The sequence below is a fragment of the Arthrobacter sp. Y3221159 genome, assembly GCF_059089885.1.
The window spans coordinates 178271-191041 of sequence record NZ_JBNHFC010000007.1 but is presented as its reverse complement, the minus strand read 5'-3'; the positions used below and the strand labels follow the sequence as shown (position 1 = coordinate 191041).

General features: G+C 67.8%; 12 protein-coding genes. 9 read left to right on the top strand and 3 right to left on the bottom strand.

Annotated features, from left to right (window positions below):
- Positions 1 to 34 precede the first annotated feature (34 nt).
- Together AC5RT3_RS09605 and AC5RT3_RS09600 are read left to right on the top strand one after the other, a co-directional pair.
- Entirely contained in the window at positions 35 to 538 is a 504-nt protein-coding gene (locus AC5RT3_RS09605) for a GNAT family N-acetyltransferase (protein ID WP_494051499.1), read from the top strand.
- 48 nt (positions 539 to 586) lie between these two features.
- Positions 587 to 970, top strand: a complete 384-nt coding sequence (locus AC5RT3_RS09600) for a RidA family protein (RefSeq protein ID WP_494010534.1) — start codon at positions 587 to 589, stop codon at positions 968 to 970.
- Positions 971 to 976: 6 nt separating this feature from the next.
- Here the strand turns inward: AC5RT3_RS09600 and AC5RT3_RS09595 are convergent, their stop codons facing one another.
- Positions 977 to 1642, bottom strand: coding sequence for a response regulator (locus AC5RT3_RS09595; RefSeq protein ID WP_494010533.1), 666 nt, complete (start codon positions 1640 to 1642; stop codon positions 977 to 979).
- Positions 1635 to 3404: a sensor histidine kinase gene (locus AC5RT3_RS09590; RefSeq protein WP_494051500.1), complete on the bottom strand. Its 1770-nt coding sequence runs from the start codon at positions 3402 to 3404 to the stop codon at positions 1635 to 1637. The genes AC5RT3_RS09595 and AC5RT3_RS09590 overlap by 8 nt, the downstream gene beginning before the upstream one ends.
- Positions 3405 to 3606: 202 nt before the next feature.
- Between AC5RT3_RS09590 and AC5RT3_RS09585 the strand changes: the two genes are divergently transcribed.
- The 5 genes from AC5RT3_RS09585 to AC5RT3_RS09565 all read left to right on the top strand — a co-directional run bounded on the left by AC5RT3_RS09585 (position 3607) and on the right by AC5RT3_RS09565 (position 9428).
- Positions 3607 to 5091 (top strand): CitMHS family transporter, encoded by a 1485-nt coding sequence (locus AC5RT3_RS09585; protein WP_494051501.1) that lies wholly within the window; start codon positions 3607 to 3609, stop codon positions 5089 to 5091.
- 146 nt (positions 5092 to 5237) lie between these two features.
- On the top strand, positions 5238 to 5534 hold the full coding sequence (gene gatC, locus AC5RT3_RS09580; RefSeq protein ID WP_494010530.1) for an Asp-tRNA(Asn)/Glu-tRNA(Gln) amidotransferase subunit GatC: 297 nt from the start codon (positions 5238 to 5240) through the stop codon (positions 5532 to 5534).
- Between the two features lie 3 nt (positions 5535 to 5537).
- Entirely contained in the window at positions 5538 to 7112 is a 1575-nt protein-coding gene (gene gatA, locus AC5RT3_RS09575) for an Asp-tRNA(Asn)/Glu-tRNA(Gln) amidotransferase subunit GatA (protein ID WP_494051502.1), read from the top strand.
- Positions 7112 to 8620: an Asp-tRNA(Asn)/Glu-tRNA(Gln) amidotransferase subunit GatB gene (gatB, locus tag AC5RT3_RS09570; protein ID WP_494010528.1), complete on the top strand. Its 1509-nt coding sequence runs from the start codon at positions 7112 to 7114 to the stop codon at positions 8618 to 8620. Before gatA ends, gatB begins: the two co-directional genes overlap by 1 nt.
- Positions 8621 to 8819: 199 nt before the next feature.
- A complete protein-coding gene (locus AC5RT3_RS09565) occupies positions 8820 to 9428 on the top strand; it encodes a hypothetical protein (protein ID WP_494051503.1) in 609 nt (202 codons plus the stop codon).
- Positions 9429 to 9444: 16 nt separating this feature from the next.
- Here AC5RT3_RS09565 and AC5RT3_RS09560 read toward each other — a convergent pair whose 3' ends face one another.
- Complete coding sequence (locus tag AC5RT3_RS09560) at positions 9445 to 10356, bottom strand: LysR family transcriptional regulator (protein ID WP_494010526.1); 912 nt, start codon at positions 10354 to 10356, stop codon at positions 9445 to 9447.
- Between the two features lie 132 nt (positions 10357 to 10488).
- On the opposite strand from AC5RT3_RS09560, the gene tdh reads away from it, so the two are divergent.
- Both tdh and AC5RT3_RS09550 read left to right on the top strand, forming a co-directional pair.
- Positions 10489 to 11535, top strand: a complete 1047-nt coding sequence (tdh, locus tag AC5RT3_RS09555; RefSeq protein WP_494051505.1) for an L-threonine 3-dehydrogenase — start codon at positions 10489 to 10491, stop codon at positions 11533 to 11535.
- Between the two features lie 12 nt (positions 11536 to 11547).
- Positions 11548 to 12744: a glycine C-acetyltransferase gene (locus AC5RT3_RS09550; RefSeq protein WP_494124032.1), complete on the top strand. Its 1197-nt coding sequence runs from the start codon at positions 11548 to 11550 to the stop codon at positions 12742 to 12744.
- The last annotated feature ends 27 nt before the right edge of the window (positions 12745 to 12771 follow it).

The window sequence follows — 12771 nt, the reverse complement described above, 5'->3', positions numbered from 1 at the left end:
CCGGGGGAGCGGCAGCCGCCACTACCATTGACGGGTGCCACCGCAGATCACCATCCGTGCCGCCGTCGAGGCCGATTACGACGCCGTTGCCCGCATCACGCGCGATTCCTACCTCGCCGCGGGCTACTTCGACGATGCCGAACACCCGTACATGCGCAAGATCCAGGATGTTGCGCTGCGCGCCGGCCAGGCCACCATCTGGGTGGCCGAGCGGGACGGCACCGTGGTGGGATCGGTGACGCTGGCCACCGCCGGGGAACCGTACGCGGACATCGCACTGCCGGATGAGCTCGAGTTCCGCATGCTGGTGGTGGACCCCACCGTGCAGCGCAGCGGAGCCGGAAAGGCCATGGTGGACGCCCTCATTGACCATGCCCGGTCGCTGCCCGGCATCACCGGCATCGCCCTCACCACGGGGGAGACGTGGGAGAGCGCGCAGGGCCTCTACCGCAAGGCCCGGTTCCGCCGCGTGCCGGATCGCGACTGGTTCGTCCCCGGAACCGACACAAAACTGCTGGTTTACCGGCTGGACCTGTAGCAGCCCTACAGTGGTGCCGACCCACTTCCGGCATTGAAAGGCCCCACCATGCGCAAAACCTTCGGCACCGGTTCCGTCTGGGAACAGACGCTCGGCTACTCCCGCGCCGTCCAGGTGGACAACACCCTGTACATTTCGGCCACCGCGGCAAGCGGCGAGGACGGCATCGTGGGCGATGACTTCTACACGCAGACCCAGTTCATCCTGCAGAAGCTCGGCAAGGTCCTGGCGGACGCCGGTTTCAGCTTCGAGGACGTCGTCCAGTCCAAGCTCTACCTGACGGACATCAGCAAGTGGGAAGAAGCAGGCCGCGCCCACGGCGAAGTATTCGGCGACATCCGCCCCACCCTGTCCCTGGTGCATGTGCTGCCGTTCCTGGACCCGAAGATGCTTGTCGAGATCGAGCTCGTGGCCCAGAAGAGCGCCAGCTAGAAAAATCTACGGCGCGGCGGGCAGGCCATAGCGGTGCTCCGGCCTGCCCGTGCTCCCGTACCGCAGCTGGATGTCGACGGCGCCGTCGTCGGCGAGCGATGACAGGTAGCGTTGGGCGGTTGCCCGGGACACGCCCACCCGGCCGGCCACTTCCGCGGCCGAATACTGTTCGCCGGGAACCAGCGACTCCAGCACCGCGGCTTCCGTGGCGGAGCGTGGCTTCGCCGACGGCGTGACATCCCCCGGGATCAGTGACCGCTTGGCGCGCTCCACGGCGTCCTGGTCCAGCGCCCCGGGGTTGGAGAGGAGCCGCCGGTACCGGGCGTAGGACCGCAGCTGCTGCGACAGGGCGTCAGCAGTGAACGGCTTCAGCAGGTATCCCAGCGCACCGCGGCGGAAGGCCGTCCGGACGGACAGGGCATCCGAGGCCGCGCTGAGCATGACGGTATCGACGTCCAGCTGCTGCAGCAGGTCCAGGCCGGAGGCGTCCGGCAGGTAGACATCCAGCAGCACCAGGTCGGGACGGAGGCTGTGGATGGCCTGCAGCGCCAGGGAGGCCGTGCCCACCGGCGCCAAGGCCAGGAAGCCAGCCACCGAGTCCACGTAAGCAGCGTGGAGCTTGGCCACATGGAAGTCGTCGTCCACGATCAGGACCCGGAAATCCTCAGCCATCGTTGTGGTCTCCCTTCATGTCCGCGCTTCGCGGAGCTGAATCGCCTTCTGGTGTCCCGGAGCGTGCCGCCGACCCCGTACTTCCCGCCGTGGTTCCCGGCAGTGTGGCCATGAAGACGGCGCCGGGTCCGCCCGGCCTTCCCCGGTCCAACACCGTGACGTCCCCGCCGCGGCGCCGGGCCAGCTGCCGGGCAAGAGCCAGCCCAAAGCCCTGGCCGCCGGCACGGCCGTTCCTAGACAACGGGCCGGTCGCGGTGGTGAAGCCTTCGGTGAAGACCTGTTCGGCATCCGTTCCCTCCGCCAGCCCGTCGCCCGAGTCCGCGACCACCACGTGGAGGGTGCCGCCGTCGTCGCCCGGCTCGTCCAGCACCTCCACCTCCACCCAGCGTTCCGCCGCCACTCCCGCCACCGCTGCATTGACCGCGTTGTCGATCAGGTTGCCCAGCACCGTGGTGACGTCCTGCGCCTCCGTGACCTGCCCGCGGACCAGGGTTTCGGGGCCGATCCGCAGGGCGACACCCCGCTCCTCGGCCTCCACGCCCTTGGCACCCACGAACGCCTGGAGGTAGGGGTCCTGCAGAAGTTCGGCCTGCTCCACCGGGAACGTGAGGGGGCCGGTGGCGGCAAGCTGGGCCAGGTACTCGCGCGCCTGCCGGTGTTGGCCGATGCTCATGAAGCCGGCCAGCGTGTGCAGCTGGTTCGCGAACTCGTGGCGCTGCGCGCGCAGTGCCGTCGACATGGTGCCCACGGCATCCAGCTGGCGGGTGAGTTCCTGCAGTTCCGTACGGTCTCGCAGCATCACCACCCAGCCGAGGTCTTCCCGCCGGTGCAGGGCCTTGCGGGCATTGGCCACCAGCACCCGTCCTCCCGCCACGACTTCCAGGGCGTCACTGCCGGTGGTGCCGCGCCTGGTCAGGGACTTCACCTGGTCCGGGACCGGGGCATCCTCCCAGCGCCCGCCGGTCAGGTCCGGTTGGCTGAGCAGGCGCTGTGCGGCGGCGTTGAACACACTGATCCGGCCGTCGGCACTCACGCCGATGACGCCGTCGTCCACGCCCTGCAGCACCGCCACCTGGTCGTGGACCAGCGTGCTGATCTCCTCCGGTTCCAGGCCCAGCGTCAGCCGCTGCAGCCGGCGGCGCAGCAGGAAGGAACCCAGCACGCCGGCCAGCAGGGCCCCCGCCGCTGTCCCGGCCACGGGGCCGATGTCGCGGGCCACGCTCTGGCCCACCGTCTCCATGGAATAGCCCACGCTGACCTCGCCCACCACGGTGGAGCTGCCGGGGGCGTACACCGGCACCTTGGCTCCGGCAGACGGGCCCAGCGTCCCGGTGTTCCGGGTGGTGACCTCGCGTCCGGCCAGGGCTTCGGTGGGGTCGGTGCTGACCTTCTCGCCAAGCCGCTCCGGCTCCGGATGCGCCAGCCGGAGGCCCGTCTCATCGGTGATCACCACAAACAAGGCCCCGGTCCTGGTCCGCGCGGCCTCGGCCGCCTGCATCAGGGGCCCGGCCGCGAGTTCGGCCGGCGGGGGAGTGCCCTCGCGCGCGCTGATGGCCTGCACGTCGGCCCGGACGGAGGGATTGGAGGCGACGGTCCGGGCGAGTGTCAGCGCCTGGTTTTCGGCCTCGCTGCCAACCCTGTCATAGGTCAGCCACGCATGGACGGCGGCGCTGAGCAGGACCACCAGCAGTACCACGGCCACCTGCAGCAGCAGCGTCTGGGTGGAGAACCGCAGCGGCGGTCGGGGCGCGGAACGCTGCATGATCCTCCTTGATACGGGTCGGCTGTGCCCACCTGGCCCCGCGGCAACCAGCCGCGGCAGCACGTGAGCAGAATGAGCAAAATGCTCCCAATAAGCAGTATGCCAATCAATTGAGCCAAAGGCACTGCCGTGACGGCGGCCACCCTACAGTCTGTAGCACGCATCACAACGCTGTGGTGCCGTTCACAAGAAGGAGCCGGCTGTGCTGGTAATACTTGGATTCGCCATGATCGCGGTATTCATGGTGCTGATCATGACGAAAAAGTTGACGCCAGTGCTGGCGCTGATCATCGTCCCCACCGTCTTCGGACTTTTCGCCGGTGCCGGCCTGGGCATCGGGGACATGGTCCTGGATTCCATGAAGTCCATGACCTCCACCGCGGCGCTGCTGATGTTCGCCATCATCTACTTCGGGCTGATGATCGACGTCGGGCTGTTTGACCCGCTGGTGAAGTTCATCCTTCGCAAGCTCGGCAACGATCCCGCCAAGGTTGTGCTCGGCACCGCCCTGCTGGCAGCCGCCGTGTCCCTGGACGGCGACGGCTCCACGACGTTCATCCTCACCACCGCAGCCATGCTGCCCATCTACCTGCGGCTCAAGATGAGCCCCGTGGTCCTCACCTGCGTGGCCGGCCTCGCCAACGGCACCATGAACATCGTCCCCTGGGGCGGCCCCACCGCCCGCGCCGCCACCGCACTGGAAATCGACGTCAACGACGTCTTCGTCCCCATGCTTCCCTCACTGGTCGCCGGCATTGCCGTGGTCCTCGCCTTCGCCTGGCTCCTCGGCCTGCAGGAGCGCAACCGGCTCCGTGCCACCCAGCCGGAAATCTGGGGCGTCCCGGATACTGCCGAGAAGTTCGACGGCGGCGCTTTCGCAGGCTCTGCGGGCGGCGGTTCCGGAACCGGCCGCGGACGCACGGGTGGCAACCCTGGCGGAGCAGCCCCCGCCGGCGGCCTCTCTCCGGAAGGCTCGTCCGTGGCAGTGCTGGACCGTCCCGAAGACCTGGTGGACGACAGCGACACGGCCATGGCGGACACCGCCCTGGACCCCAACCGCAGCACCCTGCGCCCCAAGCTGTTCTGGTTCAACCTGGCCCTCACGGTGGCCGTCATGGGCATGCTCATCGCCGACCTCATCCCGCTGCCCTATGTCTTCATGGTGGGCTCCGCCATCGCCTTGCTGGTGAACTTCCCCAAGGTCAAGGACCAAGCCACCCAGCTGGTGGCCCACGCCCCGTCCATCGTCGCGGTGGTCAGCATGGTCATGGCCGCTTCCGTCCTCACCGGCGTGCTGACCGGCACCGGCATGGTGGAAGCCATGTCCGCCTGGCTCGTGCAGATCATCCCGTCCAGCATGGGCCCGTTCATGGCCGTCATCACCGGCGTCCTCAGCATCCCCATGACGTTCTTCATGAGCAATGACGCCTTCTACTTCGGCGTGCTGCCGGTCCTCAGCGAAACCGCCGCGCACTACGGCATCAGCGCCGCGGAAATGGCCCGCGCCTCCATCACCGGCCAGCCGTTCCACATGCAGAGCCCGCTGGTTCCGGCCATCCTGCTGCTGGTGTCCCTGGCCAAGGTGGACCTCGGCGACCACCACAAGAAGGTGCTGTGGCGCAGCGCCGTGGTGTCCCTGGTCATGCTGGGAATCGGCATGCTGACCGGAGCCATCGGTATCGGTTAGTCTGTAGCTGCCGCGGCGCTGTTCCTTGTGGACGAACCCCGGCATGAAGGTGCCCGTCTGACGCCCGCTGGGGGTCGTCAGACGGGCATCATCGTTTCCCCACTAGAATGGATCGGAAACCAATCCGAACTTTGCAGGGGAGATCCATGGCTGCGATCAACCGTGACGACGTTGCGCATCTCGCGCAGCTCGCTCACATCGAGATGAGTGCTCATGAGCTGGACAGGATGGCCGGAGAACTCGCCGTCATCGTTGATGCGATCAAGTCGGTCAGTGAAGCCGCCGGAGACGACGTGCCGGCCACGTCCCACCCCATCCCGCTGAGCAATGTCTTCCGGGAAGACGTCGTGGGCCACACCTTCACGGCGGAACAGGCACTCTCCGGTGCCCCGGATTCCGACGACAACCGTTTCAAGGTTCCGGCAATCCTGGATGAGGACTAAACAATGACTGAACAGAACACCAGCGCCGCCGCCCTGATCCGGCTCTCAGCCGCACAGCTGGCCGACAAGCTGCGCGCCCGCGAAGTTACCGCCGTCGAGGTGGTCCAGGCGCACCTGGACCGGATCGCCGACGTGGACGGCGGCGAACGCGGCATCAACGCGTACCTGCACATCAACGCCGAGGAAGCGCTCGCCGTCGCGGCCGAAGTGGATGCCATCCGTGCCGCCGGCGGACCCGAGGCCGGGGCCCTCCACTACCTGGCCGGCGTGCCCATCGCGGTCAAGGACCTCATCGTCACCATCGGCCAGCCCACCACGGCAGGCTCGAAGATCCTCGAGGGCTGGCACAGCCCCTACGACGCCACCGTTGTGGAGCGCCTCCGCGCCGCGAAGATGCCCATCCTGGGCAAGACCAACCTGGACGAATTCGCCATGGGCTCCTCCACGGAGCACTCGGCCTACGGCCCCACCCGCAACCCGTGGGACCTGGACCGCATCCCTGGCGGCTCCGGCGGTGGCTCGGCTGCCGCCGTCGCCGCCTTCGAGGCGCCCCTGGCCCTCGGCACGGACACCGGCGGGTCCATCCGCCAGCCCGGCGCCGTCACCGGCACGGTGGGCGTCAAGCCCACCTACGGCAGCGTCTCCCGCTACGGCGCCATCGCCATGGCCTCCTCGCTGGACCAGATCGGCCCGGTCTCCCGGACCGTCCTGGACTCGGCACTCCTGCACCAGGTCATCGGCGGGCACGACTCCCGCGATTCCACCTCGCTGCCTGACCCGCTGGCCGACCTCGTGGCCGCCGCGAAGACCGGCAACGTCGAAGGCCTGCGGATCGGCATCATCAAGGAACTGCACGGCGAGGGCTACCAGGCCGGCGTCGAAAACCGCTTCAACGATTCGCTCGAGCTGCTGCGTGAGGCGGGAGCGGAAATCGTCGAGGTTTCCTGCCCCAACTTCCAGTACGCCCTGGGTGCCTACTACCTCATCATGCCGTCCGAGGCGTCCTCCAACCTCGCGAAGTTCGACGGCGTCCGCTACGGCCTGCGCGTCCTGCCCGAGGACGGTCCCATGACCATCGAACGCGTCATGGGTGCCACCCGTGCTGCGGGCTTCGGCGACGAGGTCAAGCGACGGATTATCCTGGGCACCTACGCCCTGAGCGCCGGCTACTACGACGCCTACTACGGCTCGGCACAGAAGGTCCGCACCCTGGTGCAGCGGGACTTCGACGCCGCGTTCACCGTGGCGGACGTCCTGATTTCCCCCACGGCGCCCACCACGGCCTTCCGCCTCGGCGAGAAGCTGGACGACCCCCTGGCCATGTACCTGAACGACGTCGCCACCATCCCGGCCAACCTGGCCGGCGTTCCCGGGCTGTCCCTGCCCGGCGGACTGGCGGACGAGGACGGCCTGCCCGTGGGCATCCAGCTGCTCGCACCCGCCCGGGAGGACGCCCGCCTGTACCGCGTGGGCGCCGTCCTGGAGTCCCTGCTCGAGGCCAAGTGGGGCGGACCGCTGCTTGCCCAGGCTCCCGACCTTGCCGGTACCGCGGCCCTCGAAACCCAGGAGGCAAAATAATGACCACCGACGCGATCCTCAGCTTCGAAGAGGCGATGGAGAAGTACGATCCCGTCCTGGGGTTCGAGGTCCACGTGGAGCTCAACACCAAGACCAAGATGTTCTCCTCCGCGCCCAACGTCTTCGGTGACGAGCCCAACACCAATGTCAACGAGGTGGACCTCGGCATGCCGGGCGTCCTGCCGGTAGTGAACAAGACGGCGGTGGAGTCCTCCATCAAGATCGGCCTGGCCCTCAACTGCAAGATTGCCGAGAGCTGCCGCTTCGCCCGGAAGAACTACTTCTACCCGGATACCCCCAAGAACTTCCAGACCTCGCAGTACGACGAGCCCATCGCATACGACGGCTACCTGGACGTCGAACTTGAGGACGGCACCGTGTTCCGCGTGGAAATCGAACGCGCGCACATGGAGGAGGACGCCGGCAAGCTGACCCACATGGGCGGGGCCACGGGCCGCATCCACGGCGCCGACTTCTCCCTGGTGGACTACAACCGGGCCGGCGTTCCGCTGGTGGAAATCGTCACCAAGCCGATCCAGGGTGCCGGTTCCCGCGCCCCCGAACTGGCCAAGGCCTACGTTGCGGCGGTCCGCGAGATCGTGAAGAACCTCGGAGTTTCCGACGCACGCATGGAACGCGGCAACGTGCGCTGTGACGCGAACGTCTCGCTCCGCCCGCACGGCCGCGAACGCTTCGGCATCCGCTCCGAGACGAAGAACGTGAACTCGCTGCGCGCCGTCGAACACGCCGTCCGCTACGAGATCCAGCGCCACGCCGCCGTCCTGGACTCCGGCGAGCCGGTCGTCCAGGAAACCCGGCACTGGCATGAGGACACCCGCACCACCACGTCCGGCCGGGCCAAGTCCGACGCCGACGACTACCGCTACTTTCCGGAGCCGGACCTGGTTCCCGTGGTGGCCTCCCGTGAATGGGTGGAGGAGCTGCGCGCCACCCTGCCCGAGCCGCCGGCCGAGCGCCGCAAGCGGCTCAAGGCCAGCTGGGGCTACTCGGACCTCGAATTCCGCGACGTGGTGAACGCCGGCGTCCTGGACGAGATCGAGGAAACCATTGCCGCCGGCGCCAGCGCCTCCGTGGCGCGCAAGTGGTGGATGGGCGAAATCGTGGGCCGCGCCAAGGCAGCCGACGTGGACCCCGGCCAGCTGGGCGTCCAGCCCGCTACCATCGTGGAGCTCGCCCGCATGGTTGAGGACGGCAAGATCAACAACAAGATGGCGTCGCAGGTGCTGGACGGCGTTCTCGCCGGTGAAGGCACCCCGGCGGAGATCGTCGAGAAGCGCGGCCTCGCCGTCGTGTCCGACGACGGGCCCCTGCTGGAAGCCATCGACGCCGCCCTCGCCGCGCAGCCCGACGTCGCCGACAAGATCCGCGGCGGCAAGGTCCAGGCCATCGGCGCCATCGTGGGCGGGGTCATGAAGGCCACCCGCGGGCAGGCCGACGCCGGACGCGTCCGCGAGCTGATCCTCGAGAAGCTGGGCGTCACCGTCTAGCTGCCGCGCACCCCGAACCGGGTAGCGCCCCGGCCGTTGCGGAACCGCAGCGGCCGGGGTCGCTGCCCGGTTTTGCCTCAAGTACTCAGGTAGTGGTCGGCGGAAAGTACGCGTTCACACCCGGTGACGCCGGTCCTACACTGGAGCGCACGGAGGCCGCCCTATGCAGGCCCCGGACAGCGACGCGAAAGGGACCGCGATGCCACTGCAGGACAAGCCAAGGATCCGCAAGGCCTTCGTTGCGGGGGCCATTGCCCTTGCCTTGAGTGGTACGGGGGCCGCCATCGCGTGGTCCGCCGACTCGCCGTTCCCGTCGCCGCCGCAGTCCGCGCCCGGGCAGGAGAAAAAGCACGACAAGCCGGGCAAACCGGACATGTCCGCCAAGCCTGGGAAGCCCGGCAAGCCGGACAAGGCCCAGCGGCCGCAACTCCAGCACAGCGAAAGCGTGGTCAAGAACGCTGACGGCACCTTCCAGACCGTCCTCGAGCAGCGCGGCACGGTTGAGGCTGTTGGCGATACGTCCATCACCGTCAAAAGCGAAGACGGCTTCAGCCGGACCTACACCGTCAACGCCGAAACGCGTATCACCAAGGCGCCGGGAACGGGCGACGACGGCGAGCGGCTCCGGCCCGGCGACGGAAGCATCGCGGACATCACCACGGGCGAGGTGGTCCGGGTAGCAGGCGCAAAGAACGGGGACCAGGCCACGGCAGAGCGGATTGCCGAAGGCGCCGGGGACGTGCCCGGGCTCGGGCTGGGCAGGGGGAACGGCATGGGCCACGGGCAGGCCAAAGGGCAATCGCAGTAGCCGGGACCCTGTTCGCTCAGCCCTGCTCCACCAGCCCCGCCATGATTTCCTGCAGCGCCTCGCACACCATCATCACGGACCGGCGCTTCAGGTTCTCCGGCCGTGCCAGCAGGTCGATCCGCCGCCGGGTGCTGATGCCCTCGAGCGGACGCAGGACGATATCCGGATTCAGGACGGGGCGGGCGGTGTACCGGGGCAGCAGTCCCACCACGCCGCCGGCGGCCACCAGGGCCGCCACCGTGGAGTAGTCATTGATGCGGTGGACGATGTTCAGTTCACGGCTGGACACCGCGGCGACGGCGGACAGCACGTCGGCGGGGGAGTAGCCGGCGTGGCTGGTCACCCAGGCCTCACCGGCGACGTCGTCCGCGGTCACAGCCCGCTTCCGTGCCAGCGGGTGTCCGGCCGGAAGCGCGACGTCCAGGGGCTCGTGCGCGAGCGGGATCACGGTAACCCGTTCGTCCGGCCAGCGGGGACTGTGGTCCATCCGGTGGGCCAGCACCAGGTCGTAGCGGGCGGTCAGGGCGGGGAAGTCCTGTTGGGCCACGTCCTCGTCGGACAGTTCCACCCGCGGCCCGCCTGGGGTGTCCAGCATCCTGGCGAGGGGTGCGAAGACCGCCTGGCCGGCGCTGTGGAAGCCGCTCAGGGTAACCCGTCCTGCCGGGGAGCCGTGGTAGCTGCCGATGGCGCTTTTGGCCTCGGCCATCGCGCTGACGACGGCGGCTCCCGCGTCTGCGAGGACCTGGCCCGCCTCGGTGAGCACCAGGTTCCGGCCCTCCTTCCGGGTCAGCGGAACATCCACCGTGCGCTGGAGCAGGGCCAGTTGCTGGGAGACGGCGGACGGGGTGACCATCAGGGTGTCGGCCACGGCCTTGACGCTGCCCAGGGCGCCGAGCTCGCGGAGGATTTCAAGTTGGTGGATCTCCATGGACCAAGTCTAAGCATTAGCAAAAGCTACATCGTCGATTGAGTAAAAGCTGATTGTGCTAAACGGTTTCCGGGGCTGTAATGGGGAGGGCAGCACCTGCCAATGATGTGACAACCAAGAGTGAGGAAGCCGATGAAGGCTCTCTACAAGGCCGGCCCGGAGGCCGGATTCGAACTGGTGGACCGTCCGGAGCCCACGGTGGGTCCGGACGACGTGAAGATTCGAGTCATGACCACCGGGATCTGCGGCACAGACCTCCATATCCAGTCCTGGGACTCCTGGGCCCAGGGGATCATCGAAGCTCCCCTGATTCCGGGCCACGAATTCTACGGCGAGGTAGTGGAGACCGGCGGGGACGTTCGGGACGTGAAGGTTGGCGACCGGGTATCCGGTGAAGGCCACGTTGTCTGCGGCATCTGCCGGAACTGCCGCGCCGGCCGCCGGCAGATGTGCATCCACACGGTCAGCGTGGGCGTGCAGCGGGACGGGGCATTCGCCGAGTATGTGGTCATCCCGGAAACCAACGTCTGGGTCCACCATGATCCCTCGGTCACGCCCGAGCTCGGCGCCATTTTCGATCCCTTCGGCAACGCGGTGCACACCGCCTTGAGTTTCCCGCTGGTGGGCGAGGACGTGCTCATCACCGGTGCCGGACCCATCGGGCTGATGGCCATCGCCGTCGCCCGCCACGCCGGTGCCCGAAAGATCGCCATCACGGACGTCTCGCAGCCCCGGCTGGACCTGGCCCGCAGGCTCGGCGCAGACCTTGCCATCGACGTCTCCACCACCCGCGTCCGCGACGCCCAACGTGAACTGGGCATGCGTGAAGGCTTCGACATCGGCATGGAGATGTCCGGCCACCCCACCGCCCTGCCGGAAATGATCGACAATATGAACCACGGCGGCCGGATTGCCATGCTGGGCCTGCCCAGCCAGGACATCACCATCGACTGGGGCAAGGTGGTCACCCACATGCTCACCCTCAAAGGCATCTACGGCCGGGAAATGTACGAAACCTGGTACGCCATGAGCGCCATGCTCTCCTCCAACCCGGTCCTCCACGCGGGGATCTCCGCCGTGGTCACGGACACGCTCCCCGCTGCAGACTGGGAGAAGGGCTTCGACCTGGCCCGCAGCGGCAGCGGCGGCAAAGTTGTCCTCGACTGGACCCGACTCTAAAGGATCACCACCATGTACACCTCCATCAAGGACCAGCTGAGCAGCGAGCTGGAGGACATCCGCACCGCCGGGCTCTACAAGACTGAGCGCAGCATCACCTCGCCCCAGTCCAGCCACATCACCGCCGGCCGACTCGGCTCATCCGGAGCGGACGTCCTGAACTTCTGCGCCAACAACTACCTGGGCCTCGCAGACCACCCGGACATCATCAGCGCAGCCAAGGGGGCGATGGATGAACGAGGCTTCGGCATGGCCAGCGTGCGGTTTATCTGCGGCACCCAGGACCTGCACCTGGAACTCGAAGGCCGCGTCTCCCGCTTCCTCGGTACCGAGGACACCATCCTGTTCTCGAGTTGCTTCGACGCCAACGGCGGGGTGTTTGAATCCCTGTTCGGTCCCGAGGACGCCGTCATTTCCGATGCGCTCAACCACGCCTCCATCATTGACGGCATCCGGCTGTGCAAGGCCCAGCGGTACCGGTATGCCAACCAGGACATGGCGGACCTTGAAGTGAAGCTCGTGGAGGCGAAGGACGCCCGCCGGAAGATCATCGTCACCGACGGCGTGTTCTCCATGGACGGTTACCTCGCCCCGCTGGAAGCCATTTGCGACCTCGCCGAACAGTACGGCGCGCTGGTGATGGTGGACGATTCGCACGCCGTCGGCTTCATGGGCTCCACCGGCGCGGGCACGCCGGAACATGCCGGCGTCTCGCACCGGGTGGACATCTACACCGGAACCTTCGGCAAGGCCCTGGGCGGGGCCTCCGGTGGCTACGTTTCCGGGCGCGCCGAGATCGTGGCCATGCTCCGGCAGAAGGCCCGGCCCTACCTCTTTTCCAATTCGCTGGCTCCGGCCATCGTCGCCGCCACCATCAAGGCACTGGACCTGGTGGAGAACTCGGCCAGCCTGCGGCGGCAGCTCTTCGACAACGCCGCCCTTTTCCGCCGCCGGATGACGGAGGAAGGCTTCGACCTGCTGCCCGGCGAGCACGCGATTGTCCCGGTCATGTTCGGCGACGCCGTCCTTGCCGCCAAGGTGGCTGACCGGATGCTGCAGCACGGTGTCTTCGTCACCGCGTTCAGCTTCCCGGTGGTGCCGCGCGGTGCCGCCCGCATCCGGGTGCAGCTTTCGGCCGCGCACTCAGCCGACGACGTCGAAGCGTGCGTTCAGGCCTTCGTTGCCAGCCGCGCGGAAGTGGCTGCCTGACCCGGGCACCGATCACTGGCAGCCGTT

Coding starts and splice junctions, on each gene's coding strand:
- AC5RT3_RS09590 (WP_494051500.1), bottom strand. CDS start 3,404: ATGCAGCGTTCCGCGCCCCGACCGCCGCTGCGGTTCTCCACCCAGACG.
- AC5RT3_RS09600 (WP_494010534.1), top strand. CDS start 587: ATGCGCAAAACCTTCGGCACCGGTTCCGTCTGGGAACAGACGCTCGGC.
- AC5RT3_RS09550 (WP_494124032.1), top strand. CDS start 11,548: ATGTACACCTCCATCAAGGACCAGCTGAGCAGCGAGCTGGAGGACATC.
- tdh (WP_494051505.1), top strand. CDS start 10,489: ATGAAGGCTCTCTACAAGGCCGGCCCGGAGGCCGGATTCGAACTGGTG.
- AC5RT3_RS09560 (WP_494010526.1), bottom strand. CDS start 10,356: ATGGAGATCCACCAACTTGAAATCCTCCGCGAGCTCGGCGCCCTGGGC.
- AC5RT3_RS09565 (WP_494051503.1), top strand. CDS start 8,820: ATGCCACTGCAGGACAAGCCAAGGATCCGCAAGGCCTTCGTTGCGGGG.
- gatC (WP_494010530.1), top strand. CDS start 5,238: ATGGCTGCGATCAACCGTGACGACGTTGCGCATCTCGCGCAGCTCGCT.
- gatA (WP_494051502.1), top strand. CDS start 5,538: ATGACTGAACAGAACACCAGCGCCGCCGCCCTGATCCGGCTCTCAGCC.
- AC5RT3_RS09595 (WP_494010533.1), bottom strand. CDS start 1,642: ATGGCTGAGGATTTCCGGGTCCTGATCGTGGACGACGACTTCCATGTG.
- gatB (WP_494010528.1), top strand. CDS start 7,112: ATGACCACCGACGCGATCCTCAGCTTCGAAGAGGCGATGGAGAAGTAC.